The sequence below is a fragment of the Amycolatopsis sp. 2-15 genome (assembly GCF_030285625.1).
GTDB lineage: Bacteria > Actinomycetota > Actinomycetes > Mycobacteriales > Pseudonocardiaceae > Amycolatopsis > Amycolatopsis carbonis.
In genome coordinates, this window is the sequence record NZ_CP127294.1 from 4,726,724 (window position 1) to 4,751,506 (window position 24,783).

Genomic DNA, 24,783 nt, shown 5'->3' on the forward strand with positions numbered 1-24,783 from the left:
TGTTGTATGCAACATCCGCTCGCCTGCGACGGAGGTCAATGATGACGACAGTCGACGAGCCGGCCACCGCGGTGCGCACGGTGACCACCACGATCGACGGCCACTCCGTGACGGTGCCCGAGGGGACGAGCATCTACAACGCGGCTCAGCAGGCCGGCGTCGACATTCCCGTGCTGTGCCACAACGAGCGCTACGACCCCGTCGGTGTGTGCCGGATGTGCGTGGTCGACACCGGCGGCCGCGTGTTCGCCGCCGCGTGCGTGCGCCCGTGCGAGGACGGCATGGAAGTCAAGACCAGCACGCCCGAGCTGGAACGCAATCGCGCGACCCTCACCGAACTGCTGCTGTCGGACCAGCCGGACCGCGCTGAGGACCCGAAGCAGACCACGACCGGCGACAATCTGTTGCTGGAGCTGGCCGACCGCTTCGACGTCGCCAAGGAAACCACCGACCTGCCCTGCGGATCCGGACGCGGCACGGACCTGTCCAACCCGGTGATCGGCGTCAACCACGACGCCTGCATCCTCTGCGACCGCTGTGTGCGGGCGTGTGACGACATCCAGGGCAACGACGTGATCGGCCGCTCCGGCAAGGGCTACTCCACGAAGATCGCATTCGACTTCAACGACCCCATGGGGTCCAGCTCCTGTGTCACCTGCGGCGAGTGCGTGCAGGCCTGCCCGACGGGCGCGCTGACCAACAAGGCGATCAACCTCATCCCGATCCAGCCTCGCGAGCAGCTCGACGCCGTCGACAGCGTCTGCCCCTACTGCGGGGTCGGCTGTGCGCTGACCTACTACGTCGACCGCGAGCGCGGCGCGATCTCCTTTGCCGAGGGCCGCGACCAGCCCGGGTCGAAGAGCCGGCTGTGCGTCAAGGGCCGCTACGGCTGGGACTACGCCGCCTCACCGCAACGGCTCACCACGCCGCTCATCCGCATCGACTCGTCGTACCCGAAGGGCCCGCTGTCCGCGGACGTGCGGGGCGACGCCGACAACGACCGTGGGCGGGGCGGAGGCGGCGGCAACCGCAGCGGTGGCGGCCGGAGCCAGAAGCGTGGCCGCGACGGCCGGCGCAAGCCGGGCGGCCTGGTCGACTACGACGAGGTCATGCCGCACTTCCGTGAGGCCACCTGGGACGAGGCGCTGGACCTCGTCGCGCGGCGGCTCAAGGAGATTCACGCGAGCGGCGGGCCGGGCGCGATCGCCGGGTTCGGCTCGGCGAAGTGCTCCAACGAGGAGGCCTACCTCTTCCAGAAGCTGATCCGCGCCGGGTTCGGGACCAACAACGTCGACCACTGCACGCGGCTGTGTCACGCTTCCTCGGTCGCGGCGCTGTTCGAGGGCGTCGGCTCGGGTGCGGTGTCCACGACTTACAGCGACGTGGCCAACGCGGACATCGTGATCATCACCGGGTCCAACCCGACGGCGAACCACCCGGTCGCCAGCTCGTTCTTCAAACAGGCCCGCCGGCGCGGCACCAAGATCGTGTACGTGGACCCGCGCGCCAGCACGGTGGCCGAGCACGCCGACTACTACTGCCAGGTCAAGCCCGGTACCGACGTCGCGTTCTACAACTCGATCATGCACGAGGTGATCCGGCTCGGGATGATCGACCGCGAGTTCATCGCCGAGCGCGTGTCCGGCTACGACGAGCTCGCGCGCACCGTCGCCGAGTACCCGCCGGAGCGCGCCGCGCAGATCACCGGCGTGGACGCCGACCTGATCCGCGAGGTCGCCCGCGAGTGGGGCGAGGCCGGCGCGGGCGTCATCTACTGGGGCATGGGCATTTCCCAGCACACCACCGGCACCGACAACGCCCGTTGCCTGATCGCGCTGTGCTCGATCACCGGCAACGTCGGCCGGCCCGGCACCGGATTGCACCCGTTGCGCGGCCAGAACAATGTGCAGGGCGCCTCCGATGCGGGTCTGATCCCGATGTTCTACCCGGACTACCAGGGCGTCGACCTCGACGGCACCCGGCAACGGTTCGAGCAGGCCTGGGGTACGACGCTGGATCCGAAGCGCGGGCTGACCGTCACCGAGATCATCGGCTCGGTGCTCAAGCCCGGTGGCGTGCGCGGGATGTACATGCTGGGGGAGAACCCGTTCCTGTCCGACCCGAACATCAACAAGGTCCGCAAAGCCCTGGGAGCGCTGGACTTCCTCGTGGTGCAGGACATCTTCCTCACCGAGACCGCCGAGTTCGCCGACGTGATCCTGCCCGCGTCGTCCTACCTGGAGAAGGACGGCAGCTACACCAACACCGACCGGCGGGTGCAGCTGGGCCGCAAGGTCATGGACCCGCCCGGGCAGGCGCGGGTCGACTGGGAGATCGTGCAGGACATCGCGCGGCGGATCGGCCTGGACTGGAACTACTCGGCCCCCAGCGAGATCTTCGACGAGATGGTCGCGCTGATGCCCTCGTACAAGAACCTGCGCCACGACAACCTCGGCCTGTCCGGCAAGCTCTACCCCAACGCCGATCCGGAGCACACGGACGGCACGGTGGTGCTGTTCGACGAGCGCTTCAACACCGACGACGGCCTGGCCCACCTCGTCGCCGCGCAATGGCTGCCGGCCAAGGAACTCCCCGATGCGGAGTATCCGCTGGTGCTCAACACCGGCCGGCTGCTGGAGCACTGGCACACCGGGTCGATGACCCGGCGCTCGTTCGCGCTGGACTCGATCTCCCCGATCCCGGAGGTGTACATGCACCCGAAGGACGCCGCCGACCGCGGCCTGGCCCACGGTGAACGGGCGCGCGTGCGGTCGCGGCGCGGGGTGATCGAGCTGCAGGTGCGGATCTCGCACCGCGAACAGCTCGGCAACTGCTTCATCCCGTTCCACTTCCGGGAAGCGGCGGCGAACCTGCTGACCATCGACGAGATCGATCCGTACGGCAAGATCCCGGAGTTCAAGTTCTGCGCGATCCAGGTCGAGGCTCTGGGCGCAGCGCACACGGAGTCCGTCACGGCGGCAGGAGTCGCGGAATGACCTTGAGTCCCGAGCGGGTGCCCGGCGTCGAGGCGCGGGCGGGCAAGTTCCCCGGCCCGTCGCTGATCCCGGCGCTGAACGCGATCCAGGCCCGGCTGGGCTGGCTGCCGCGCGAGGAGCTGGAAGAGCTGGCCCGCGACGTGCGCCGGCCGCGGTACGAGATCGAGGGCCTGATCTCGTTCTACCCGCACTTCCGCACCACACCGCCGAAAAAGGTGCAGATCAGCGTCTGCCACGATCTGTCGTGCTGGCTGCGCTCTGGTGCGGACCGCATCGCGGAGATCAAGCAGCAGTACAGCGAAGACACCGATGTCGAGCTGGTCGAGGTCTCGTGCCTGGGCCGCTGCGACGCCGCGCCCGCGGCCGCGGTGAACGAGCACCCGGCGCCGGTGTCCGAAGTGGACACTTTGGTCACCGCCGCGCGCGGCGGGGGAGTCGGGCCCGCGTCGCCGGTGCGGCGCGAGGAGCCGTGGCCGAACGATCCCTACTCGAAGGGCTCGGAGGTGGGCGGCCGCTACCGGTCGTTGCGCGCGTTGCTGGCCGGTGAGATCAGTGCCGAGTCCGTGGTGGCGACGCTGAAAGACTCCGGGCTGCGCGGCATGGGCGGCGCCGGCTTCCCGACCGGGCAGAAGTGGAGCCTGGTCGCGGGCGCCCAGCCGGGCACGGTGAAGTACGCCATCTGCAACGCCGACGAGTCCGAGCCGGGCACGTTCAAGGACCGGCAGATCCTCGCCGAGCAGCCGCACCTGGTGCTGGAAGGGCTGCTGCTGGGCATGGCCGTGGTCGGCGCCGAGCAGGGCTGGGTGTTCATCCGGCACGAGTACGGCCCCGAGGAACACGTGCTGCGCGAGGAGATCTCCGCGCTGCGCGAGGCCGGGGTGATCGGGCCCGACGCGTACGGCAGCGGGCGCCGGCTGGAGCTGGACATCTTCGTCTCCCCGGGCGGCTACATCCTCGGCGAGGAGACGGCACTGCTGGAATGCATGGAGGGCCACCGCGGCGAACCGCGCAACAAGCCGCCGTTCCCCGGCAACTACGGCCTGCACGGCCGGCCCACCCTGATCAATTCGGTGGAGACTTTCGCCGACGTGCCGGTGATCCTGCAACGTGGCGCGGATTGGTGGCAGGCGCAGGGCATCGGCGAATCGGTGGGTTGGAAGTTCTTCGCCGTCTCCGGGCACGTGACGAACCCGGGCGTGTACTGCGTGCCGATGGGCACCACCGTGCGGGAGCTGATCGACACCGCCGGCGGTGTGCTGAACGGCGCACCGGTGGGCGCGGTGCAGCCGGGTGGGGCGTCGTCCAACTTCATCGGACCCGATCGGCTCGACCTGCGGCTGGACTTCGCTTCACTGGCCGAGGCCGGGACGATGCTCGGCTCCGGCGCCCTGGTGGTGCTGGCCGAGGGGACCGACCTGCTGGCCGCGTCGACGAACGTGCTGCGGTTCTTCCGCAACGAGTCGTGCGGCAAGTGTGTGCCCTGTCGGGTCGGTTCCACCAAGGCGCACACGCTGCTGAGCGGCGTGCTCGACTCGCGCTCCGAATTGGACGACGCCGGGCGTGGGAAGATCCTGCAGCTGGAAGAGGCGATGCGCAAAACGTCGATCTGCGGACTGGGCCAGGTCGCGCTCGGGCCGGTCGTTTCGGTGCTGGGCCTGGCCAAGGGCGGCGCCGCGGCCCGCCCGCACCCGAAGCCCGACGGCGCGAAGGACCAGCCGGATCGGTGAGCGGACGCGAGTTCTTCACCACCCGCACCGTCGCCGAGGCCCTTGCCGGGTTCCGTCCGGCGCATCGCACCGCGGTCGAGGCGGTCGCGTTGTCCGAGGCACTGCACCGCGTGCCCGCCGAGGACATCCCGTCGCCGCACGCCCTGCCCGGCTTCGTCAAGTCCACAGTGGACGGGTTCGCGGTCCGGGCGGCGGACACCTACGGCGCCTCCGACGGCCTGCCGTCCTACCTCGACCTGCTCGGCGCGGTACGGATGGGCGCCGCGCCCACGGTGTCCGTGCGGCCGGGCGGCTGCGTGGCGATGCCGACCGGCGGTGTGCTGCCCGAAGGGGCCGACGCGGTGGTGATGGTGGAGTTCACCGCCGAAACCATGCCGGGCACGATCGAGGTCACCCGGCCGGTCGCGCCGGGCGGCGGGCTCGTGCGCGCCGACGACGACGTGGCCACCGGCGCGCCGCTCGTCCCCGGCGGACGGCCGTTGCGGGCCCCGGACCTGGGCCTGCTGGCCGCTGCGGGCGTGGTGACCGTGTCCGTGCACACGCGGCCGCGGGTCGTGATCATCTCCACCGGGGACGAGGTCGTCCCGCCCGACACCGCCACGCTGGCGGCGGGCCAGGTGCGGGACGCCACGGCGTCCGCGTTGGCCGGCTTGGTGCTCGAAGCCGGAGGCGAACCGGTACTCGCCGGCATCGTCTCGGACGAACCCGGGGCGTTGAAGGACAAGCTGACCCAGGTGCTGCCCGGGGCGGACCTGGTGGTCGTGTCGGCCGGGTCGTCGGTCGGGGCCCGGGACGAGACCGCGGGCGCCGTCGCCGCGGTCGGCGAGGTCTGGTGTCACGGGCTGGCGATCAAGCCGGGGAAGCCGACGCTGCTGGCCGAGTGCGGCGGGGTCCCAGTGATCGGCCTGCCGGGCAACCCGCTGTCCGCGCTGGTGGTGTTCGGGCAGATCGGGATTCCCGTGCTGTGGCGGCTCAGCGGCTGCGAGATCCCGCCCCCGCGGCCTTCGACGCGCGCGCTGCTGTCGCGAGACCTGGCCTCGGCCGCCGGCCGGCTCGACGTGGTCCAGGTGCGCGTGCGTGACGGTGTCGCCGAGCCGCTGTTCGGGCCGTCGGCGCTGCTGTCGGTGCTCACCCGCGCGGATGGGTACGTGGTCGTCCCCGAACCGGCCACGGGGCTCGACGGTGGCCACGACGTCGATGTCACGCTGTACGCATGAACAGCCCGTTCATCTCCGATGTCCCCGCCGCCGAGGCCCACGCGGCCTGGCGGGAAGCGCGGGCGGCCGCCGGATGCCCGGCCCGGGTCGAGGCGGTCCGGGTCCCCGTCGGTGCCGCGGTCGGCCGGGTCACGGCCGAACCGGTGTGGGCGCGAAGGTCTTCACCGGCGTTCGACTCGTCCGGGATGGACGGCATCGCCGTGCGTGCCGCCGACACAGTGGGGGCCTCGGAGACGGCGCCGGTGGTGGTGAAGGACTTCGAGGTCGTCGACACCGGCGACCCGCTGCCGCCCGGGTACGACGCGGTGGTCATGCGCGAACACGTCCACCACACGCCCGAAGGTGCCGAGCTGCACACGGCGGTGCCGCCGTATCAGCACGTGCGCTCGATCGGGGAAGACATCAGCGCCGCGGAGCTGCTGCTGCCCGAAGGACACCGCCTGCGCCCGGTCGACGTCGCCGCCAGTGCCGCCGCCGGCGTGACCGAGCTGGCCGTGCGCCGGGCCCCGATCGTCGTGATCATCCCGACCGGCGACGAGATCCGGCCCGTCGGGACCGAACTGGAGCCGGGCGAGATCGCCGACACCAACTCGGTCATGCTCGCCGCGCAGGCCCGCGAGGTCGGCTGCGACGCCCGGGTCACCGCCATCGTCGCCGACGACCCGGCCGCCATCACCGCCGCCGTGGGCACGGCGGCGCGCGAAGCCGACTTGGTCCTGCTCATCGCGGGATCCAGCGCGGGCCGTGACGACTACACCGCCCGCGTCGTCGCCGAGGCCGGAACCGTTGCCGTGCACGGAGTCGCGGTGCGGCCGGGGCATCCGGTGGTGCTCGGGACCGTCACCGAGGAACCGGCCACGCCGATCCTCGGTGTGCCCGGCTATCCGGTGTCAGCGGCGTTGACGTTCGACATCTTCGCCGCGCCCCTGCTGGCCGAGCTCGAAGGCGCCGCGCCCCGCGAACGCCCCTCGACAATGGCCCGGCTCGCCCGGAAACTGCCGTCGGTGGTCGGGATGGACGACTGGGTGCGGGTGCGGCTGGGCCGCGTGCAGGACCACGTCGTCGCAACGCCGCTCCCGCGCGGCGCCGGTGTGCTCACCTCGCTCGTGCGGGCCGACGGGCTCCTCGTAGTCCCGGCCGGCGTCGAAGGGCACCACGCCGGCACCGAGGTCCGCGTGGAGCTGCTGCGCGGGCTCGCCGAGATCGACCGGACCATCGTCGCGATCGGTTCGCACGACCTCGTGCTCGACCTCGCCGCCTCGGCTCTGCGCGCCGCCGACCCGCTCGTGACGCTGGCTTCCTCCAACGTCGGCTCACTCGGCGGCCTGGTCGCCCTGCGCGACGGGCTGTGCCACCTCGCCGGCTCACACCTGCTCGACCCGGCCACCGGCGAGTACACCCTGCCGTACGTGCAGCGCTTGCTCGGCGACGACGCCGCGGTGATCCGGCTCGTGCACCGGGACCAGGGACTCCTTGTCGCACCCGGAAACCCGTTGGGCCTCAAGGACATCGACGACCTCGCCCGGCCCGGCGTGCGCTACGTCAACCGCCAGCGCGGCGCCGGCACCCGCGCCCTGCTCGACCACGAACTGGGCCGCCGCGGCCTCGACCCCGCCGCCATCCCGGGCTACGCCCGCGAGGAACACACCCACCTCGCCGTCGCCGCCGCGATCGCGGCCGGCCGCGCCGACACCGGGCTGGGCATCCTCGCCGCGGCCCGCGCCTTCGGCCTCGACTTCGTGCCTGTCGCACAGGAACCCTACGATCTCGTGTTGCGGGCCGAGGACGTGTCGCACGAACTTCTTGCGCCATTGTGGACACTGCTCGCGGACCCCGGCTTCCGCGCGCGCGTCGAGGAACTCGGCGGCTACTCCTGCGCCCAGACGGGCGAACGCATCCGTTGAGTCGATCTCGACAGAAGTCGATCTGCTGGCGCATGGGAATATCCGGCTCTTTCTGACACGATCCGAAACGGTCCATCATGGGGCCGAGCCGCGCCGGGATCCAACTGAGGAGTCATCACGTGCTGATCAGGTTGCTGTTCGTCGCCGATCGGATCCTCGCGGCGGGACCCTGGCGATGAGCGCGGGTTCCGATTACCTGATCGTCGGCGGTGGGTCAGCCGGTGCCGTGCTCGCGAACCGGCTGAGCGCGGGTGGGCGCTCGGTGGTCCTCATCGAGGCCGGGCACGCCTTTCCCCCGAACCTCTACCCCGCCGACCTCGCCAACGCCGACATCGCGGGCGGGCCCGACGGGCACGACTGGGGGTACACCGCGGACAGCGGCCAGCTGGGCAGGCGCATCCCCGCGATCCGGGGCAAGGCGCTGGGCGGCTCGTCCGCGGTGAACGCCGCGGTGGCGATCCGCAGCCGTCCGGCCGACTTCGCCAAGTGGACGGCGGCGGGGCTGGAGGGCTGGACGTGGGACGAGGTGCTCCCGTCGTTCCGGGCGATCGAGAACACCGTCGACGGCAGCGACGAGCTCCGCGGCCACAGCGGTCCCCTTCCGATCCGCACCCGCCGGCCCGAGGAGCTCACCCCGTCGCAGCTGGCCTTCATCGACGGCGCGGCCGAACTCGGCTACCACCGGGTGGCGGACTTCAACGGTGCCGCGCCGGAGGGCGTCGGACCGTACCCGCTGAACGTGATCTCCGGCCGGCGGATCAACACGGGCATCGCGTTCCTCGACGACGGCGTCCGGAGCCGTCCCGGGCTGCGGATCGTCGACAACACCGAGGTCGACCGGGTGCTCGTGGCAGGCCGGAAGGCCGTGGGCGTTGTCACGGCCGACGGCACGGAGTACCGGGCGGGGACGGTCGTGCTGGCGGCCGGTGCCTACGGCAGCCCCGCCATCCTGATGCGATCCGGCATCGGCCCCGCCGGCCACCTCGGCGAGCTCGGCATCGAGGTGCTCGCCGACCTGCCGGTCGGAGACGGCTTGCAGGAGCACCCCTTCTACTACAACGTCTACGCCCTGAAACCGGATGCCAACTCGATGCATCCCGCGGCGGGCGCGATCCTGTGGACCGCGTCTTCGAGCGCCCTCCCGGGTGACCTGGACGTGCACGTCTCGGCGACCCACCTGTTCGACCCGGCCGCGAGTCCCACGGGCGGCGCGATGGTCCTGGCCGTGGCGGTGACCCAGCCAGAGGCCCGGGGCCGGGTCCGCCTCGACCCTCGGAACCCGCAAGGCGCGCCCGTCATCGAGTACAACCTGCTGGCGACGCCGCGCGACAAGGATCGGATGCTCGAGGCCGTCCGCCTGTCCCGCCGCATCGGCACCACGCCGGCGTTCGCCCGGGTCGTCGACCGCGAACTCACGCCCGGCCCCGACGTCACCGACGACCGGCTCGAGCGCACGGTTCTCGAACAGCTGGACGTCTACGCCCACCCCACCTCCACGGTGGCCATGGGCTCCGCGGAAACGGGCGTCGTCGACAGCCGCGGCCGCGTGCACGGCATCGACGGGCTCGTCGTCGCCGATGCCTCGATCATGCCGCTCGTCCCCAGTGCTCCCACGAACATCACGACCATCATGATCGCGGATCGCGTCGCCGGCTGGTTGCTCACCGACGGCGGCCGCCTCTCCGCCGCGAGCCGCCCGGAGGAATGACCACCTTGACCCACTCGCCGCGGGATTGCGGTGGGTGGGTCAGCCAGGTGGCTCTCGTCGGCGGGCCTACGCGGCTCCCGGCTCGAAGCACTCGAACAGGTTGCCGTCCCGGTCTTTCAGGTGCACCCGGCGGCCGCCGGCGGCTTGCGCGACCGGTGACACGAGCTCGCCGCCGCGGCTGGTGAAGGCGTCGATCGCGGCGTCCAGGTCGAGCGCCCTGAGTGTCGCGTTGCGACGGCGCGCGGCCAGGACTTCTACGCGGTCATCCCGTTCGCGCTGATCGCGATGGCCCTGCGCCAGCGCACACTGCGGCTGCCGGTCAACCGCCGCCGGGTTCGGGTCGGCCAGTATCCGTGGGTGTCGTGAGAGACCGTCGTCATGCTGGTGGGCGCGATTCTGCTCGCGTTCCTGTCCGTGTTCGTGGAATCCAGGGCGAGTGAACCGCTCATTCCCCTTCGGTTGTTCCGCAACCGCACCATCAGCCTCGCGTCGTCGAGTGCCGTTTTTGTCGGCGTTGCGATGTTCGCGGGCACGATCTTCGTGAGCCAGAATTTCCAGCTTTCCCGCGGACACATGACGGCCGGCGCCGCAGGACTGGATGGCCTCAGTTCCACGCTGCCGTAGTGGATCTGTGCTTGTCTAATGGCGGTGTTCGGGGTTGCGTGGGCCGCGACCTGCGGACGTGGAACTATTCTGACAGAAAATGGAACGATCCGGGGTATTCCTCCACCGTGATCGGAGTGAGGATGACGCGGTGCGAGATCCCCGCGTGGTGATGCAGACCGTCGCGTGGATGCCTGCCGTAAAGCGAAATCGGCCGCCGGCCCGATCACTGAAGTTTTCTCTCGTATTGGCGTGCTGGGAGAGGGAGTAGCTTGCTCACAGGGGGCGCCGGCCTGGAAAGTTTCGATTCCCGTACGCCCACATCGGCGCCGGGATGCTGGCCGGTGACCCTGGTCGGTCGCGATGGTGAGCTTGATCTGCTGCAGCGGTTCGTCGATGCTCCGGTGGTGCCTGGTGCGGCCCTGCTCGTGCTGGGGGAAGCCGGCGCCGGCAAGAGCGCCGTGATCGACGAGTTCGCGCTGAGGGAAGAGGCGCGTGGCACGCGCGTCTTGCGCGCGGCCGGAGTGCAGTTCGAGGCGCAGGTGAGCTACTCCGCGCTCAACCAGCTGCTGCTCCCGCTGGGGGAGAACATGGACGCGCTCAACGGCGCGCACCGCGCGGCCCTGCGGTACGCGCTGGGGTTCGAGCTCGGCCCGGCACCGGATCGGCTCGTGGTGTCGAACGCGGCGTTGCTCTGGCTGAGGGCCGCGGCGGCCGAGGCGGCGCTCCTGATCGTCATCGACGACGTGCATTGGGTGGACCGGGCGAGCGCCGAGGTGCTGAGTTTCGTCGCCCGCCGCCTGGTCGGCTGCCCGATCGTCTTCATCGCGGCTTGCCGATCGGCCGAGCGCGGGTTCTTCCAAGGCAGCGGCCTCGCCGAGCTCACCTTGCAACCGCTGCGGGCCGCGGCGTCCCGCACGCTGATCGACCGTCATTTCCCGGAACTGGCTCCGGCGGTCCGGCATCGGTTGCTGACCGAGGCAGCGGGAAATCCGCTGGCGTTGCTGGAACTGCCGGCGGCCCTCGACCGGGATCAGCGTGAGGACTTCACCGTACTGCCCGAGTTCTTGCCGCTGTCCGACCGGCTGCAGAAGCTGTTCTCCGCGCGCGTACGGGAGCTGCCGCAGCGGTGCCGGCTGATGATGCTGCTGTTCGCGCTCGGTGGCGCGATCGAGGTCGCGCTGCTGCGGCGGGCCGGCGGGACAGACTGCGACTTCGATGATCTCGCGCCGGCGGAGGAGTCCGGCCTCATGCAGGTGAGCAGGACCGGCCCGCGATTCCGGCATTCGCTGATCGGAGCGGCGGTGGTCGAAGCGTCGTCGGAACGCGATCGGCGCTGGGCCCACGGCGCGCTCGCGAGCGTCGTCGACGCACCCGAACGCCGCGTGCGGCACCTGGCCGAGTCCGCCGCGGGTCCGGACGCGGGCATCGCTCGAGACCTGGAAGAGTCGGCGAAGACGCTCCTGAGCCACGGCGACGCGATGAGCGCGGTCGCGGCGCTGACCCGGGCCGCGGATCTCAGCCGCGAGCCGGCGGACAGAAGCCGCCGGCTGGCGGAGGCCGCCTACCTCGGAGCCGACGCGCTCGGCGAGCTGACCACCGCCAACCGGTTGCTCGACGACGCTCGACGGCACGGTTCCCTGGTGAACCACTCCCTGCCCGGGGCAGCCGCGGCGGCGCACCTGCTGATCAACACCGAAGGCGACCTCACGACCGCACATCGGCTGTTGGCCGGGGCGATCGAGGAGGGTGACCACGGGTTCGACGCCGACGACCCGGTGCTGCTCGAGGCGTTGCTGAACCTTCTGGTGATCAGCTGGTACGTCGGAACGGAGGAGGCGTGGAAGACATTCCAGGCCTTCGTCTGCCGGTTGAAGCCCGAGCCGTCGCTGCTGCTGCGCGTGAACGCGTCGGTCTTCTCCGATCCCGCGCGCGCGTCGGAAGCGGACCTCGCCGCGCTCGACAAGCTGATCGGCACCCTGGACACCGACCAGGACCCGACCTGGCTCATCCGGATCGGTACGGCCGCGGTGTCCGCGGACCGGTTGTCCCGCCTGCGCTCGTCGCGCGAACGGCGCACGCGATCCCGCGCGAACAGCCGGATGCCCGTCCGGCGCCAGTTGAGCGAGCTGGTTCTTTCGGGGGTCGACGGGTACCTCTCGGGCCACTGGGACGAGTCGTGTTCGGTGGCCGACGAGGGTCTCGCGGTCTGTGTCCGGCATGGCCTCACGGTGCACGCCTGGAGCTTCCACTGGGTGCGAGCGCTCGTGGCCGCGGGGCGGGGTGAGGTGGCGGCGGCCCGGCAGCTGACCGACGGCATGTCGCGGTGGGCCGTGGCGCACCAGGCCGGCGGAATCACGCACCTCGCGGCGCAGGCGCGGGCCTTGGCCGACATCGCGGCCGGTGACCATGACGCCGCTTACCGGCACGCGGCGTGGGTCAGCCCGGCGGGCGTGCTGGCGCCGTATCGAGCCATTGCCCTGTGGTCGGCGTTCGACCTGGTGGAGGCGAGCCTGGCCATGGGGCTGACGGCCGAGGCGTCCGCACATGCCGAGGCGCTGCGCCAAGCGCGGCTGGGCCGACTGTCGCCGCGGCTGGGCTTGGTGGCCGGCGGGATTCTGGCCATGACAGCGGCGAACGGCGTGATGCGGCAACGGTTCGAGACCGCCTTGTCCGGCACCGAGCTCGACCGGTGGCCGTTCGATCTGGCCCGCGTGCGCCTCGCGTACGGTGAACGGCTGAGACGGATGTCCGTCCCGACCGCGGCTCGCGAGCAGCTGGCGTTGGCGCGCAACGCGTTCTCCCAGCTGGGCGCCATACCGTGGCGTGAGCGGGCGGAGGTCGAGCTTCGGGCCACGGATCTGCCGCGGCATTCCTCATTGGCGGTTTCAGCGGCGCTGACCCCGCAGGATCGCGAGATCGCCGAGCTGGCGGGTGCGGGTTTGACCAACAGGCAGATCGGTCAGCGGTTGTACATCTCGCACCGAACGGTCGCCGATCACCTGTACAAGATTTTCCCCAAGCTGGGCATCAGCTCGCGGGCCGCGTTGCGTGATGCACTGACCGAATACGATGCGCGGCAGGGACGGGACAAGCCAGTCATGTGACAGTTGTTGCGCGAATCGGCGCCCGACACTCTGGAACCATGAGCGCACGACGACTCCCGGATGCCCACTGGCCACCGGGATGGGGGCCGGAGTGGTGCGACAGTTTCGTCAGCCACGAACGCTACGTCTCGGCCCGAATCGTCGACGCGTTCGTCCGGCTGGCCGCGGTCGGCGACTGGCCGTCGTGGCAGCAGGGTGTCGATCGCGTCGAAGCCGCCGGCGTGCCGGCCGTCGGCCGGCCGTTCGTGGTCGTCGCGGCCGCGCGCACGTTCGACGCGTTCGTCGGGGAGTTCGCATCGCCGAACCGGTTCGGTTGGGCCGGCGTGAGCGAGGGGCTGAGCTTCTACCAGGCGTGGGTCCTGCAGGCCGAACCCCGCGGAGGAACGTGGATCGGCTTCCAAGAAGCCGCACGCGGGCCGTTGGCCCTGCTCCAGGCAGCGAGCCGGGCCGAGTTGACGCGTCGATGGTGTGAAGCGCTCTGACGAGAACCGACCAGCTTGTCCCCGGAAAACGGTACTGCCGCCCGCGCTCGGCCCTTCCGGCGCCGGTTGAGCGCCGCGGTGTCCGCTAACGCCTGATATCGGCGGTTCGAGACCGTCGACGGACCAGTCATTTGACGGTCCCTCGCGGGTCGGTGCGCCACAAGAGTTGTCGAGAGTCGACGGGCCTGCCCCGTCTCAAGTCGAAGGAGAGGGAGCACACCATGCCGACGATCACCACCGCCGACGGTGTCGAGATTTTCTACAAGGACTGGGGCGCCGGGCAGCCGATCGTGTTCAGCCACGGCTGGCCGCTGTCGTCGGACGACTGGGACACCCAGATGCTGTTCTTCCTGCAGCAGGGCTATCGCGTCATCGCTCACGACCGCCGCGGCCACGGTCGATCCGCTCAGGTCACCGACGGGCACGACCTCGACCACTACGCGGACGACCTGGCGGCGTTGACCGCCCACCTCGACCTGCGCAACGCGATCCACGTCGGACACTCCACCGGCGGTGGTGAGGTCGTTCGCTACCTCGGCCGGCACGGTGAGTCGCGGGTCGCGAAGGCCGCTATTTTCAATGGCATTCCGCCGCTGATGGTGCAGACGGAATCGAACCCGGGTGGTCTGCCGAAGAGCGTGTTCGACGATTTACAGGCGCAGCTGTTCGCGAATCGCTCGGAGTTCTACCGGGCTGTCGCTTCCGGCCCGTTCTACGGCTACAACCGCCCCGGCGCCGAGCCGTCCGAGGCGATCATCCAGAACTGGTGGCGCCAGGGCATGAACGGCGCCGCGAACGCCCATTACGACGGCATCGTCGCGTTCTCCCAGACCGACCAGACCGAAGACCTGAAGAAGATCACCGTGCCCATCCTGATCGCGCACGGTGACGACGACCAGATCGTTCCCTACGAGGACGCGGCTCTGCTGTCGGTGAAGCTGGTCAAGAACGGGACGCTGAAGATCTACCCGGGCTTCCCGCACGGCATGCCGACCGTCCACGCCGAGACGATCAACGCGGACCTGCTGGAGTTCTTGCAGTCCTGACGGGACTCCTCCGCACAAGCGGCGGCACAAGCGCACGGAATTCGACGCGAAGGAGAATCGCATGGAGGGGGTCGACCCCACGGTGCCGCCGAGCGGTACCGGCTGCGCGGACTGTGAAGCGGCCAGCCCGAAAGGCTGGTGGTGGCACTTGCGCCGATGCGCACAGTGCGGTCACATCGGCTGCTGCGACACTTCACCGAGCCAGCACGCCAGTGCCCACGCGGCCTCGACGGGCCATCCGGTCGCCCGCACCTTCGAGCCGGGCGAAGAATGGTTCTGGAACTACGTCGAGGAAGTGAAGTACGACCAGGGCCCCGCGCTGGTCGCGCCGACGCACCGACCGGACGCCCAGCCCGTCCCGGCGCCGACGAATCGGCTGCCTGCCGACTGGGAAACCTATCTTCATCGTTGATTTTCCTGGCTCCTGTGGCTGAGGTGATGTCGTTTTCGCCTCAGCCACGGGAGTGTTTCAGGAATAGGGAAGGGAAAAACGGTTTGACGGAGAAGAGTGAGCTGGTGGCTCGGCCACCCCACGATCTCGGGGGATTGCGCGAGGGCCCGCTGGTCCGGTCCGAGCACGACATGACGCCGTTCGAGAAAAGCTGCCACGCGCTGCTGAACGTGCTCAATGTGCACAAGCTGGTGAACACGGAGGAAAAGCGCCGTGGTGTGGAGGATCTCGGGTCGGAGATGATCGGCAAGCTCACCTACTACGAGCGGTGGGCGGTTTCGGCGTCGAAGGTCCTGATCGAGAAGAAGATCATCACCAGTGAAGAGCTGGGGAAGAAAATGGCCGAGATCAAGGCGCGGCTCGGGGAGGACGCATGAGCCGATTCGGCAAGGGTGACGCGGTGCGGATTTCCGAGCGTTATGCGCCGGGTCATGTCCGGACGCCGGTGTATGTGCGGGGCAAGGAAGGCACCGTTGAGCGGGTGCTGCCTCGGTTCATCAATCCGGAGCTGGAGGCGTATGGCGTGAACGAGGGTACCGAGACGCAGCTTTACCGGGTGCGGCTGGACCAGGGTTCGTTGTGGCCTGATTACGAGGGCCGTCCGTCCGATGTGGTCGAGATCGAGATCTACGAGCATTGGCTGGAGCCTGTCCCGAACGCCGTGAACGAACAGGAGTGACCGTGGCCGCACATACGCATGAAGGCGCGCACGCGCATGAGGATCCGCATGCGCCGATCGAGGCGGCTGCGGGGGAGCCGGATTATTTTGATGTGCTGCAGATGGCGGTTCGTGAGTTGATGGTCGAGAAGGGTTTGATCGGGGCGGGTGAGGTCCGTGCCATGATCGAGACGCTGGATGCGCATGAGCCGTCTCGTGGTGCTGCTTTGGTGGCGCGGGCGTGGTCTGATCCGGGGTTCAAGGAGCGGTTGCTGGCTGATGGTACGGCTGCGATCGTGGAGTTCGGGATCGACAACTATGACGGTACGAAGCTGATCGTTTTGGAGCAGACGCCGGATACGCACAATCTGGTGGTGTGCACGTTGTGTTCGTGTTATCCGCGTCCGGTGCTGGGTTTGCCGCCGGATTGGTACAAGAGTCGTCCGTATCGTGCTCGTGCGGTGCGGGAGCCGCGGGCGTTGTTGGCGGAGTTCGGTACCGAGGTTCCTGACGAGGTCGCGATCCGGGTGCATGACAGCACGGCGAACATGCGTTATCTCGTGCTTCCGATGCGGCCGGAGGGCACGGAGGGGTGGAGTGAAGAGGATCTGGCCGAGCTGGTGACCCGGGACGCGATGATCGGCGTGACCACGGCCCGCGAGCCGTGACCCTCGCTGACCGGCCCCGCCCGAAGCCCGAGGGACCGACGGCGTGGGCAGCAGAGGCAGCGGGGACCGCGTTGCTGGTCCTCGCTGCGCTGAGCGCGATCGCTCTCACGATGGCGCCGGCCGCCCCGCTGCGGGCCTGGCCGATGGAGCTGCGGCTGCTCGTCATCGGCGTAGCGGTCGGCGGCACGGTCGCGGTGTTCGCGGTGACGCCGCCCGGTAAACGGTCGGGTGCGCACCTCAACCCGGCGGTGAGCTGGTTCATGGCGCTGCGGGGTGCGCTGTCGGTTCGGGACGCGACCGCGTATTCGGTGGCCCAGCTCGCGGGATCTGTTGTCGGGGTGCTCGTGGCGCGGCTCTGCTGGGGCGGGCGGATGCGTGAGGTCTCCGATGGCCTGATCCAGCCGGGCCCGGGTGTGGGCACAGCGGGCGCGGTGGTCGGTGAGGTGGTCACCACTGTCGTGCTGCTGCTGGTGTTGTCGTGGCTGGTGTCGAAGCCGCGGCCGCGTGAGACGCCGTGGGTGATCGGTGCGGTGATCGCGGTGATGATCGTGGCGACCGGCGCGACGTCCGGGGGCAGTTTCAATCCCGCGCGGGACTTCGGCCCGTTCGTACTGGGTTCGGACTTCCGCTTCTTCTGGCTCTACATGCTCGCTCCCATGGCCGGCGCGTTGCTCGCCGCGGGTGGCTTGCACGCGGCCCGCCGGGCGTGGCAGCCCCGCACTTGCAAGCTGTGCGGCCCGGCCTTGGAGGGGACGAGGTGACGATGCCGGAGGCGATCGAGTCGCCGTTGCGGCGCCGGGTGTGCCGTGAGCTGGAGCTGGCGGGTTTTGCCATCCACGGCGGGGGTCCGGCCGGTGGTGTGGAGGTGCGGGAGTGCCCGCCCGACCACGGCGGCGGAGTGTTGGTGAGCTGGGCGCCTGATGCTGCCGCGTTCGAGCCGATCGACGAACGGGTGACAGCGGTGGAGAAGACCATGGCCGGAGCACTGCTGAAGGTGTTGGCCGACCTGGGGTTCCCGGCGGAGCCGCTCGGGGAGTCGTTCTCGGTCCGGGTCAGCGACATCGGCCGGACGGTGTCGGCGTGAGAAGCATTGTGCTGGCTTTTCTTGGCGCCAACCGGTTTCTGGTTGTGCTGCTCGCGGCCATCGGCACCGTGACGCTGGTGTTGTGTGCGGGTCTGTGGGTGGTGGGTGGTCACGGCGGTCTCGGGCTGGGCGTGGGGCTGGCCGCGTTCGCGCTCGGCGCCCGGCACGCGTTCGACGTGGACCACATCGCGGCGATCGACAACACGGCGCGCCGGTTGTCGAACAACCGCCGCGCGTCTTCGACGGTCGGTTTCTGGTTCGCCCTGGGCCATTCCACCGTGGTACTGCTGCTGACGCTGGTGGTCGCCGCCGGCGCCCGGTTCGCCTCCACGATGACCAGTGAATCGTCGGTCACGCACCAGGTGCTGGCCACGGTCAGCACGAGCGCGTCGGCGTTGTTCCTGTGCTTCGTGGGCCTGCTGAACCTCACCTCGGTGCTGGGCACGCGCAAGGTTTACCGCCGGGCCCGCTCGGGCGAGCTGAACGCCGGTGAGCTGGAGCGGGTGCTGGACAACCGGGGCACCATCGCCCGGCTGCTGCGCCGGCTCACGAGCTCGCTGCACAGCCCGCGGCAGATGTTCCCCGTCGGTCTGCTGTTCGGGATCGGGTTCGACACCGCCACGGAGGTCACCCTGCTCGCGGTCGCCGGCAGCAAGGCCGCCGCCGGGGTGCCGTGGTACTCGGTGGTGATCCTGCCCGCGTTGTTCGCGGGCGGGATGACGTTGTTCGACACGCTCGACGGCGTGTTCATGACCGCGGTGTACGGCTGGGCGGCGGCCGACCCACTGCGGACCCTGCGGTACACGATGACCATCACGTGGCTCTCGGTCGCGGTGGCGCTGGCGCTCGGTGTGGTCGAGCTGGTCGGGATGACGCACGACAGCCTGCGCCTGCACGACGCGGTCACCTCGTGGTTCGCCTCGCTGGAGCTGGACAACTTGGGCTACCTGGTCGTCGCGCTGTTCCTGCTCGTCTGGGCCGCCGCGGCCGGCTACCGCCGCGTCCGGTCCGGACGGGACCCCCTGCCGGCGCGACGCTAGGCCCGGCAAGGAGAACCCGGCTGCCGCCGCGGGGCCCACACAGTGCAGGAGATTCCATGGCAGGTCTGCCGCTGCCGGTCTTGTTCCTGATCTTCGCGGTGGCGGCAGGCGTGATCTGGCTCGCCGGTGTCCAGCTGTCCGACCAGACCGACGTGCTCTCGACCCGGCTCCGGCTCGGCTCGGCGCTGGGTGGACTGATCCTGCTGGCGGTCGCGACGAACCTGCCGGAGGCCGCGATCGTCGTCTCGGCGTCGGTGTCCGGCAACGTCGGTGTCGCCGTCGGCAACATCCTGGGTGGTTTCGCCATCCAGACCGTCGTCCTGGCCGTTCTCGATGGTGGCGGAATCCGCGGTCACCGTCCCTTGACCTACCGGGCCGCGTCGCTGGTGCTGGTGCTCGAGGCGGTCCTGGTCGTCGCGGTGCTGGCCGTGGTCGTCGCGGGCACTCAGCTGCCGAGCAACCTCATCGCCTTCCGGCTCGCCCCCGGGCCGGTCTTGATCACCATGCTGTGGGTTGGCGGGCTGTTCCTGCTGCGCCGAGCCGGTCAGTCTCTTCCCTGGCACGAGTCCGGGCAGGCGGCCGACGGCCAGGACCGCCCGCACGGGCACAGCACACAGCAGACCGAGCGACAAGCGACCGCCAAGGGCACGACCACCGGCAAGTCGGCGCTGAGTTTCGCCGCGGCAGCCGTGGTGACCCTCGTCGCCGGCGTGTTCCTGGAACTGAGCGGTGATGCCATCGCCGACCACATCGGACTGTCCGGAGGGCTGTTCCTGCTCGCCACGCTGCTCTCCGGCAAAGCGGTCCCGCCGCAAGCGGACAACACCGACATCTACCTCACCGCGCTGGCGATGCTGCTCACCGTCGTCTACGCCACCGGGTTGCTGTTCCGTCCCCGGCGGCGCCTTGCCCGGCTCGGCCTGGACTCGTGGATCGTCGTGGCGCTCTACGGCCTGGGAATCGCCGGCTTGTTCACCATCGCCGGCAGCGGCTGACCTTCGGTCCGGGGAAGCCGCGCCTCGCGGGTCGTCACTCGTGGTTGACCGAGTTTTTCCGGTACTGGGCGGGCGGCATGCCCACGGTGGCGCGAAACGCTTGCGAGAACGCGGATTCCGAGCTGTATCCGACGTCGGCGGCGATGCGGGCCATCGAGCGGTCGGAGTTCGTCAGCAGGTCGGCGGCGACCATCATGCGGATCGTGATGAGCAGTGTGGCGGCAGTGGTGCCGGTGCGAGTGTTGAACCGGCGCAGGAACGTGGAGCGTGACATGGACGCCGTCTCGGCCATCCGTTCGATCGTCCAGGAGTCTCCGGGCCGTTCGACGATACCCGAGACCACCTTGCCCAGCGCCTCGTCGCCGATGGCGGTCCACAGGGCCGGGTTGTCCAGGCGCTGTTCGGGGCGGCTGCGCAGGCCCATGGCCAGCATCGCATCGCACAGTGCGGACACCACGGCGGCGCTCCCCGGGCCGGCGAAGCGGGCTTCGCCGCGCAGGAGATCGGCGAGTGTGGTTGCCGCGGCGTTCGGCGTGACGTGCACCAGCGCCGGGAGCAGCCGAAACAGCAACTCGCCCGCTGCGGTGTCGAAATGGTAATGCCCGCAGAACAGGTCCAGATCCGGCTTCACGCCGACCGTCCGCCGGGTCGTGAAGATCGGTCCCGATTCGTCGCTGAACCGGAACCTGCGTCCCGACGGTGCCGTGACCTGGTGGGCCTCGCCGCGCGAGACCAGGAGCAGGTCTCCGGTGGACAGAGTGACGGTGGCCGACTCCGTGGTCACGGCGCAGCGTCCGTCCAGCACGAGATAAAACGGCACTTCCCCCGGCGCGGCGGTCTCGTGGTCCACAATGAACTGTCCGGCCATCAGGCAGCGGAGATCGACGGTGCCGTGGAGGTGCGCGAGCCGGATGACAGGCTCAGGGCGTCCGTGATCCGAGTGTGGTGGGACGTGAGCCCATCATCCATTGTCCGCTCCGGAGATTCGGGTACTCGCGGAGCCAACTTACAACGCGACGCACGGCTCGCGACGGTACAGCGCGCCGAGATCGCGTGGCAGTGACGATCGAAAAGTTGCCGGTATAGTCAGCGCGCCCGTTGATCAGCAGTGGCACCCGGGTCGTCGACGCGCCGAGGTAGAGCACGCGGATCGCGCCGATCCGGTCGCACAGCCAGCCCCCGAAAAGCAGGGCGAAGAGCCCGACTCCCATCATCGTCAGGGTCGTCACGAGCGTCTGGGTCGAGGTGAGCCCGATCTGGGTGCTCAGGTAGCTCATCCCGAACGCCTGCGCCACGAACCCCGTCACGTTGAGCCCGGCAACGGTCAGCACCGCGCCGAAGAGGAAGGGGATCCGCCACCCCCACTGCTTGAACGCCTCGGGAGTCAGCTCGGAGCTGAGGATCGTGAAGAGCACGACGGCGAGGACCGAACCGGGCATGGCGCCGATGTTCATCAGCGCCCGGACAGTCCCGTGCTCTTCTTGCCGGTCGACTCGCTGACGAAGATCATCGCGGCCGCCAGCTCCGCCCCCGTGCCGAACCCCTGGAGCATGCGCAGGAACACGAGCAGGACCTGATTCTTTCCGATGTCGGTCGTCTGGGTACGTTCGATGCTTCGCCGGGGAGGGCGGGCTATGGCGCTGCGAGTGCGATGTTCAGCTTCTTGGCTCGCTGACTGTTGCCGGGACAGTGCCGGGGCGACCCCGGCGGGCGAGTTCAATCACGACCAGTCCTGATTGGACGGCATCGCTCGGCGATCGGTGACTTCTCAGTCATCGGCGCTTCTTCGCTCGAGATCGGCGGCCTGCGGATCCAGTCACGTCCCGAATGCCTCGTACGCGCCCGATCCGTTAAGGGTGCATCGGCAAGACGTGCGTGACGTGGTCTTCCCGGGCGCGCAGTGCCTCGTCCGGTGCGCCGGACTTGATCGCCCGCTCAAGCGTCTCGTAGAGCACGACGTGATGGCGCCACAGGGTGTCCCGGTCCATTGCCGGTGAAGGATCGCGGGACACGAGCATGAGGCGGATCTGGTCGGCGAGGTCGGCGTAGCGCGCGGTCAGCCGCGGAAGACCCGCGAGGGCCACCGCCTTCGAATGGAAGGCCGCGTCGGCGGCCTCGACGGTTCCCGACGGCGCGGCGCGGATCTCGTCGATCAGCCCGAGGAGCGAGTCGATGGGCAACCTGTCGCGGACCATGATGCGCACCGCCAGGCCCTCGTCGGCGATGCGCAGGGCGGCGAGCTCGGCCGCGTCACCTTCGCCGACCTCCGTCACCCGGTAGGACTGGTTCGCCGACTTGGCGACCAGCCTCGACTGTTCCAGCCGGCGGAGCGCCTCGCGAACAGGGGAGCGGCTGATCCCCCTCGCCCTGCGCCAGCACGGAGTCCCGCGGTGGCTCGCCGGGGCTGAGCTCGCCGGCGGAGGTGGCTCCCCTTTGATCCGCAGCTTGTCTGCGATGTCGGACACTCTGCGTATCCTTCCGTGGGAGCGCACCACGTGAGTGCGGCTTTCCTGCCCATGGTGCCGAGCAGCTTTGCCTGGCCGACGTCAAGGGTTGGCTCCACAAGCGGGATCATCGGGCAATAATCGGCTTGTTCTGGTAGGTTGGCATTACCAACCGATTCGACTGCCCGTTAACTTGAGCAGGTGTACAGGCTCAGGATTCCCGACTCGAGGCCCGCTCGAACGAGGCCGCGGTGAGGGTCATCGGGGGACAGTGGCCATCTGCGGTGCGGCGTGAGATCACGTTGGGTGACCGAAACCGGCGGTGGCTTTGCCGAACGCTCGGAACGCGGCGCGGGCGAGAAGGCCGCGCATGAGTGGTTCACCGAGGTTCGGGGCCGAGCCGTGGACGGACTGAGCCGGCTCCTGAGAACGGCGCGTCTGGACGGCGGGCTGGACGCGCACCACCACGGGCCGAGGCCGGTCGATTTTCGCCGCGAAGCCAGCGGTCCGGGCGCGGTGCCGTTCCATTTTCTGCTCGCCGGCACCTGCACGGTCACTACCGCATCTCGTGCGGTCGAACTCGGCCCTGGTGACTTGCTGCTGCTCACGGACGGCGAAGCGCACCAGGCGACGGCGGCTCCGGCCCTGCGGCACGGGTGCGAGGAGCAGCCCGGCGCCCGGCCCGAGCTGGATCTGTGCTGTGGGACGTTCCGGTTCGACGCGGCGGGTGCGTTGTTGTTCCGGTTGCTGCCGTCGTTGCTGCACGTCTCGCTGGTCGCGAGCGGGATCGCGGTGGCGAAAATCCTAGGCGGGACAACGGGTTTCGGGTCGAGTGTGCCGGTGTGGTCGTTGTGCGAGGCCCTGCTCGCCACGGCCCTGCGCGGCCACCCCGGACGGCGGCTCGGCACCCCGGTGCTGTGGCGCGCGATGGGCGACGAGGCACTGGCCCGCGTGATCACCGGCATCGTCGAGGACCCGGCCGCGCCGTGGACCATCGAGCGCATGGCGGCGATGGCGTCGATGTCGAGGTCCACGTTCATCCGGCGCTCTGTCGCGCGCACGGGAACCCCCGTCGCGGCGCTGGTGACCTCGGTCCGGATGATGGTCGCGATCGATTTGCTCACGCGCTCCGAGCACCCCGTGGCCCACGTGGCCGGCCGGGTCGGCTACGGCTCGGAATCGGCGTTCGGGCAGGCCTTTTGTGCCGCGGTCGGCACCTCACCCGCCCGGTTCCGCAAGACCGTCCTGGTGTGAGACGCCCCTGGACCACCTGTGCGCGGAGCCGAGGGAGGGCGGCCCCGCGCGCCCACCTCAACCGCGGCCGAGCCGGGTGGCCAGCGCGTCGAGCGCGAGGGTGAGCCTCACTGCCATCCGCCGGTGGCGTCCACAGTGGAGGGACGCCACCGGCGCGGCTCACGACAGGGGTTCGTTCGCGGCGAACGTGGCCGCCGCGCCGTCGGTGGCGTGCACGACGATCTTCATCGGGCTCACGTCGAGGGCGTCGTCGCCCGGCCACCAGGCGGTCAGCCAGGCGTCCCGGACACTGGCGTGCACGACCTGGCCGGACCGCCGCACCACGTCGACGCTCGTGACGTCGTCCCCGACGCGCCCGGCGATGTTCGAGAACGCGTCGCCGCCGGAGCCGTGGGAGTCGAGCAGGTCCACCACCACGGTCCGTCCCGTGGGGTGCGCGACCGGCCAGTCGGCCACCGCACTCCAGCCCACGACCGACTCGGAGTCGAAGCTCACGCATTCGGCCACGGTCGGGCCTTTGCGAAGCAGCAGCTGCGTCGCCATGCCCCGGCGCTCCGCGACGAGCACGTCGGCCGCGGTCACGGTGCCGCCTCCGCTGAACCGCGCGCAGTCCTGGGCGAGCGGCAGCGACTGCGGGGCGGTGAGCTGGACGGGGTCGGTCGTCCACGCGGCGAACGCGCGGTCCGCCGTGCTGGGCACCACGCTGGGGACCACGACGGCACCGACCGCGGCCACCGGACGGCGCTGCTCGGTGTGCGCTGAACCGCGACAAGGCGTTCGTGCCCCACGGTTCGTGGTTGTGCCACGGATCCGGCGGTTCAGCGGCGACACCGGCTTGCGGGGCGCAAGCGGCTTCAGCCGAGCTCCTCGACCAGGCCGATGATCACCCCCGCGGGACCGCGGACGTAGCAGTACCGGCAGTAGTCCTCGTACCGCGCGACCTCGCCCACGAGTTCGGCGCCGTGGGCGCGCAGGCGGGCGAGGGTGTCGTCGACGGAGTCGATGACGAAGGTGAGGCGGGGGATGCCCGGGACGTTGACCGGCGCGTTCGGCGCGGGCGCGGTGGGCAGCGGCGAGCGGAATGTCGACAGCTCGATCCGGCCGTGGCCGTCCGGGGCGCGCAGGAAGGCGAGGTCCGCCCGGACGTCGTCCAGGCCGACGAGCTGGTTCACCCATTCGCCCTCGACCTTGGTCTCGCCCTCCAGTTCCATCCCCAGTTCGACGAAGAACGCGACGGCAGCCGCGAGGTCCTCGACTACGAAGCCGGTGTGGTCGAATCGGCGGATCGTCATGGTTGCCTCCCGTGTCGCGCGGCCCTTGTGGCCGCTCGTGTCCCTGGGACGGAGCCCCTGGCGCGGTTCCGACATCCTCCGACTGTGTCCGCCGTCACATTCGCTCG

23 protein-coding genes are annotated in these 24,783 nt (G+C 69.9%); 17 read left to right on the plus strand and 6 right to left on the minus strand.

Annotated features, from left to right (window positions below):
* Nucleotides 1-38: 38 nt before the first annotated feature.
* The 5 genes from fdhF (at nt 39) to QRX50_RS23420 (ending at nt 9,552) form a co-directional block, all read left to right on the plus strand.
* Nucleotides 39-2,996, plus strand: a complete 2,958-nt coding sequence (gene fdhF / locus QRX50_RS23400; RefSeq protein WP_285974041.1) for a formate dehydrogenase subunit alpha — start codon at nt 39-41, stop codon at nt 2,994-2,996.
* Nucleotides 2,993-4,723: an NAD(P)H-dependent oxidoreductase subunit E gene (locus QRX50_RS23405; protein WP_285974042.1), complete on the plus strand. Its 1,731-nt coding sequence runs from the start codon at nt 2,993-2,995 to the stop codon at nt 4,721-4,723. The genes fdhF and QRX50_RS23405 overlap by 4 nt, the downstream gene beginning before the upstream one ends.
* Nucleotides 4,720-5,940, plus strand: a complete 1,221-nt coding sequence (locus tag QRX50_RS23410) for a molybdopterin molybdotransferase MoeA (protein ID WP_285974043.1) — start codon at nt 4,720-4,722, stop codon at nt 5,938-5,940. The genes QRX50_RS23405 and QRX50_RS23410 overlap by 4 nt, the downstream gene beginning before the upstream one ends.
* Nucleotides 5,937-7,844, plus strand: a complete 1,908-nt coding sequence (locus tag QRX50_RS23415) for a molybdopterin biosynthesis protein (protein ID WP_285974044.1) — start codon at nt 5,937-5,939, stop codon at nt 7,842-7,844. The genes QRX50_RS23410 and QRX50_RS23415 overlap by 4 nt, the downstream gene beginning before the upstream one ends.
* A gap of 175 nt (nt 7,845-8,019) precedes the next feature.
* Nucleotides 8,020-9,552, plus strand: coding sequence for a GMC family oxidoreductase (locus tag QRX50_RS23420; RefSeq protein ID WP_285974045.1), 1,533 nt, complete (start codon nt 8,020-8,022; stop codon nt 9,550-9,552).
* A gap of 66 nt (nt 9,553-9,618) precedes the next feature.
* On the opposite strand, the gene QRX50_RS23425 is transcribed toward QRX50_RS23420, so the two are convergent.
* The gene (locus QRX50_RS23425) at nt 9,619-10,125 is read right to left on the minus strand and encodes a VOC family protein (protein WP_285974046.1); all 507 of its coding nucleotides are present in this window, start codon (nt 10,123-10,125) and stop codon (nt 9,619-9,621) included.
* A gap of 374 nt (nt 10,126-10,499) precedes the next feature.
* Here QRX50_RS23425 and QRX50_RS23430 point away from each other — a divergent pair, with 374 nt between their 5' ends.
* From QRX50_RS23430 to QRX50_RS23480, 11 genes are all read left to right on the plus strand, one after another.
* A complete protein-coding gene (locus QRX50_RS23430) occupies nt 10,500-13,262 on the plus strand; it encodes an AAA family ATPase (protein ID WP_285974047.1) in 2,763 nt (920 codons plus the stop codon).
* Nucleotides 13,263-13,300: 38 nt separating this feature from the next.
* Nucleotides 13,301-13,744, plus strand: coding sequence for an SRPBCC family protein (locus tag QRX50_RS23435; RefSeq protein ID WP_285974048.1), 444 nt, complete (start codon nt 13,301-13,303; stop codon nt 13,742-13,744).
* A gap of 221 nt (nt 13,745-13,965) precedes the next feature.
* Entirely contained in the window at nt 13,966-14,790 is an 825-nt protein-coding gene (locus QRX50_RS23440; protein WP_285974049.1) for an alpha/beta fold hydrolase, read from the plus strand.
* A gap of 61 nt (nt 14,791-14,851) precedes the next feature.
* Nucleotides 14,852-15,202 (plus strand): UBP-type zinc finger domain-containing protein, encoded by a 351-nt coding sequence (locus tag QRX50_RS23445; RefSeq protein ID WP_285974050.1) that lies wholly within the window; start codon nt 14,852-14,854, stop codon nt 15,200-15,202.
* 83 nt (nt 15,203-15,285) lie between these two features.
* Complete coding sequence (locus QRX50_RS23450) at nt 15,286-15,618, plus strand: SH3-like domain-containing protein (protein ID WP_285974051.1); 333 nt, start codon at nt 15,286-15,288, stop codon at nt 15,616-15,618.
* Nucleotides 15,615-15,920 carry an SH3-like domain-containing protein gene (locus tag QRX50_RS23455; RefSeq protein WP_285974052.1) on the plus strand — a complete coding sequence of 102 codons (306 nt, stop codon included), beginning with the start codon at nt 15,615-15,617 and terminating at the stop codon, nt 15,918-15,920. Before QRX50_RS23450 ends, QRX50_RS23455 begins: the two co-directional genes overlap by 4 nt.
* 2 nt (nt 15,921-15,922) lie before the next feature.
* Entirely contained in the window at nt 15,923-16,567 is a 645-nt protein-coding gene (gene nthA / locus QRX50_RS23460; protein WP_285974053.1) for a nitrile hydratase subunit alpha, read from the plus strand.
* On the plus strand, nt 16,564-17,328 hold the full coding sequence (locus tag QRX50_RS23465; RefSeq protein ID WP_285974054.1) for an MIP/aquaporin family protein: 765 nt from the start codon (nt 16,564-16,566) through the stop codon (nt 17,326-17,328). The genes nthA and QRX50_RS23465 overlap by 4 nt, the downstream gene beginning before the upstream one ends.
* Before the next feature lie 2 nt (nt 17,329-17,330).
* Nucleotides 17,331-17,651: a hypothetical protein gene (locus tag QRX50_RS23470; RefSeq protein ID WP_285974055.1), complete on the plus strand. Its 321-nt coding sequence runs from the start codon at nt 17,331-17,333 to the stop codon at nt 17,649-17,651.
* Nucleotides 17,648-18,691 carry a HoxN/HupN/NixA family nickel/cobalt transporter gene (locus tag QRX50_RS23475; RefSeq protein WP_285974056.1) on the plus strand — a complete coding sequence of 348 codons (1,044 nt, stop codon included), beginning with the start codon at nt 17,648-17,650 and terminating at the stop codon, nt 18,689-18,691. The genes QRX50_RS23470 and QRX50_RS23475 overlap by 4 nt, the downstream gene beginning before the upstream one ends.
* Nucleotides 18,692-18,747: 56 nt before the next feature.
* Nucleotides 18,748-19,686: a sodium/calcium exchanger protein gene (locus tag QRX50_RS23480; protein ID WP_285974057.1), complete on the plus strand. Its 939-nt coding sequence runs from the start codon at nt 18,748-18,750 to the stop codon at nt 19,684-19,686.
* Nucleotides 19,687-19,720: 34 nt separating this feature from the next.
* Here QRX50_RS23480 and QRX50_RS23485 read toward each other — a convergent pair whose 3' ends face one another.
* The 3 genes from QRX50_RS23485 to QRX50_RS23495 form a co-directional block, all read right to left on the minus strand.
* Nucleotides 19,721-20,554: an AraC family transcriptional regulator gene (locus QRX50_RS23485; RefSeq protein ID WP_285974058.1), complete on the minus strand. Its 834-nt coding sequence runs from the start codon at nt 20,552-20,554 to the stop codon at nt 19,721-19,723.
* Nucleotides 20,555-20,606: 52 nt separating this feature from the next.
* On the minus strand, nt 20,607-21,125 hold the full coding sequence (locus QRX50_RS23490) for an MFS transporter (RefSeq protein ID WP_285974059.1): 519 nt from the start codon (nt 21,123-21,125) through the stop codon (nt 20,607-20,609).
* Between the two features lie 411 nt (nt 21,126-21,536).
* On the minus strand, nt 21,537-22,151 hold the full coding sequence (locus QRX50_RS23495; protein WP_285974060.1) for a GntR family transcriptional regulator: 615 nt from the start codon (nt 22,149-22,151) through the stop codon (nt 21,537-21,539).
* Between the two features lie 285 nt (nt 22,152-22,436).
* Between QRX50_RS23495 and QRX50_RS23500 the strand changes: the two genes are divergently transcribed.
* Entirely contained in the window at nt 22,437-23,384 is a 948-nt protein-coding gene (locus QRX50_RS23500; RefSeq protein ID WP_285974061.1) for a helix-turn-helix domain-containing protein, read from the plus strand.
* Between the two features lie 159 nt (nt 23,385-23,543).
* Here QRX50_RS23500 and QRX50_RS23505 read toward each other — a convergent pair whose 3' ends face one another.
* Complete coding sequence (locus QRX50_RS23505) at nt 23,544-24,119, minus strand: hypothetical protein (protein ID WP_285974062.1); 576 nt, start codon at nt 24,117-24,119, stop codon at nt 23,544-23,546.
* A 119-nt stretch (nt 24,120-24,238) separates the two neighbouring features.
* Nucleotides 24,239-24,676 (minus strand): VOC family protein, encoded by a 438-nt coding sequence (locus QRX50_RS23510; RefSeq protein ID WP_285974063.1) that lies wholly within the window; start codon nt 24,674-24,676, stop codon nt 24,239-24,241.
* Between the last annotated feature and the right edge of the window lie 107 nt (nt 24,677-24,783).

Bases quoted from the DNA above. Each gene is read 5' to 3' on its own strand.
- fdhF (WP_285974041.1), top strand. From the start codon at position 39: ATGATGACGACAGTCGACGAGCCGGCCACCGCGGTGCGCACGGTGACC.
- QRX50_RS23405 (WP_285974042.1), top strand. From the start codon at position 2,993: ATGACCTTGAGTCCCGAGCGGGTGCCCGGCGTCGAGGCGCGGGCGGGC.
- QRX50_RS23415 (WP_285974044.1), top strand. From the start codon at position 5,937: ATGAACAGCCCGTTCATCTCCGATGTCCCCGCCGCCGAGGCCCACGCG.
- QRX50_RS23420 (WP_285974045.1), top strand. From the start codon at position 8,020: ATGAGCGCGGGTTCCGATTACCTGATCGTCGGCGGTGGGTCAGCCGGT.
- QRX50_RS23435 (WP_285974048.1), top strand. From the start codon at position 13,301: ATGAGCGCACGACGACTCCCGGATGCCCACTGGCCACCGGGATGGGGG.
- QRX50_RS23440 (WP_285974049.1), top strand. From the start codon at position 13,966: ATGCCGACGATCACCACCGCCGACGGTGTCGAGATTTTCTACAAGGAC.
- QRX50_RS23445 (WP_285974050.1), top strand. From the start codon at position 14,852: ATGGAGGGGGTCGACCCCACGGTGCCGCCGAGCGGTACCGGCTGCGCG.
- QRX50_RS23455 (WP_285974052.1), top strand. From the start codon at position 15,615: ATGAGCCGATTCGGCAAGGGTGACGCGGTGCGGATTTCCGAGCGTTAT.
- QRX50_RS23470 (WP_285974055.1), top strand. From the start codon at position 17,331: ATGCCGGAGGCGATCGAGTCGCCGTTGCGGCGCCGGGTGTGCCGTGAG.
- QRX50_RS23480 (WP_285974057.1), top strand. From the start codon at position 18,748: ATGGCAGGTCTGCCGCTGCCGGTCTTGTTCCTGATCTTCGCGGTGGCG.
- QRX50_RS23485 (WP_285974058.1), bottom strand. From the start codon at position 20,554: ATGGCCGGACAGTTCATTGTGGACCACGAGACCGCCGCGCCGGGGGAA.
- QRX50_RS23490 (WP_285974059.1), bottom strand. From the start codon at position 21,125: ATGCCCGGTTCGGTCCTCGCCGTCGTGCTCTTCACGATCCTCAGCTCC.
- QRX50_RS23510 (WP_285974063.1), bottom strand. From the start codon at position 24,676: ATGACGATCCGCCGATTCGACCACACCGGCTTCGTAGTCGAGGACCTC.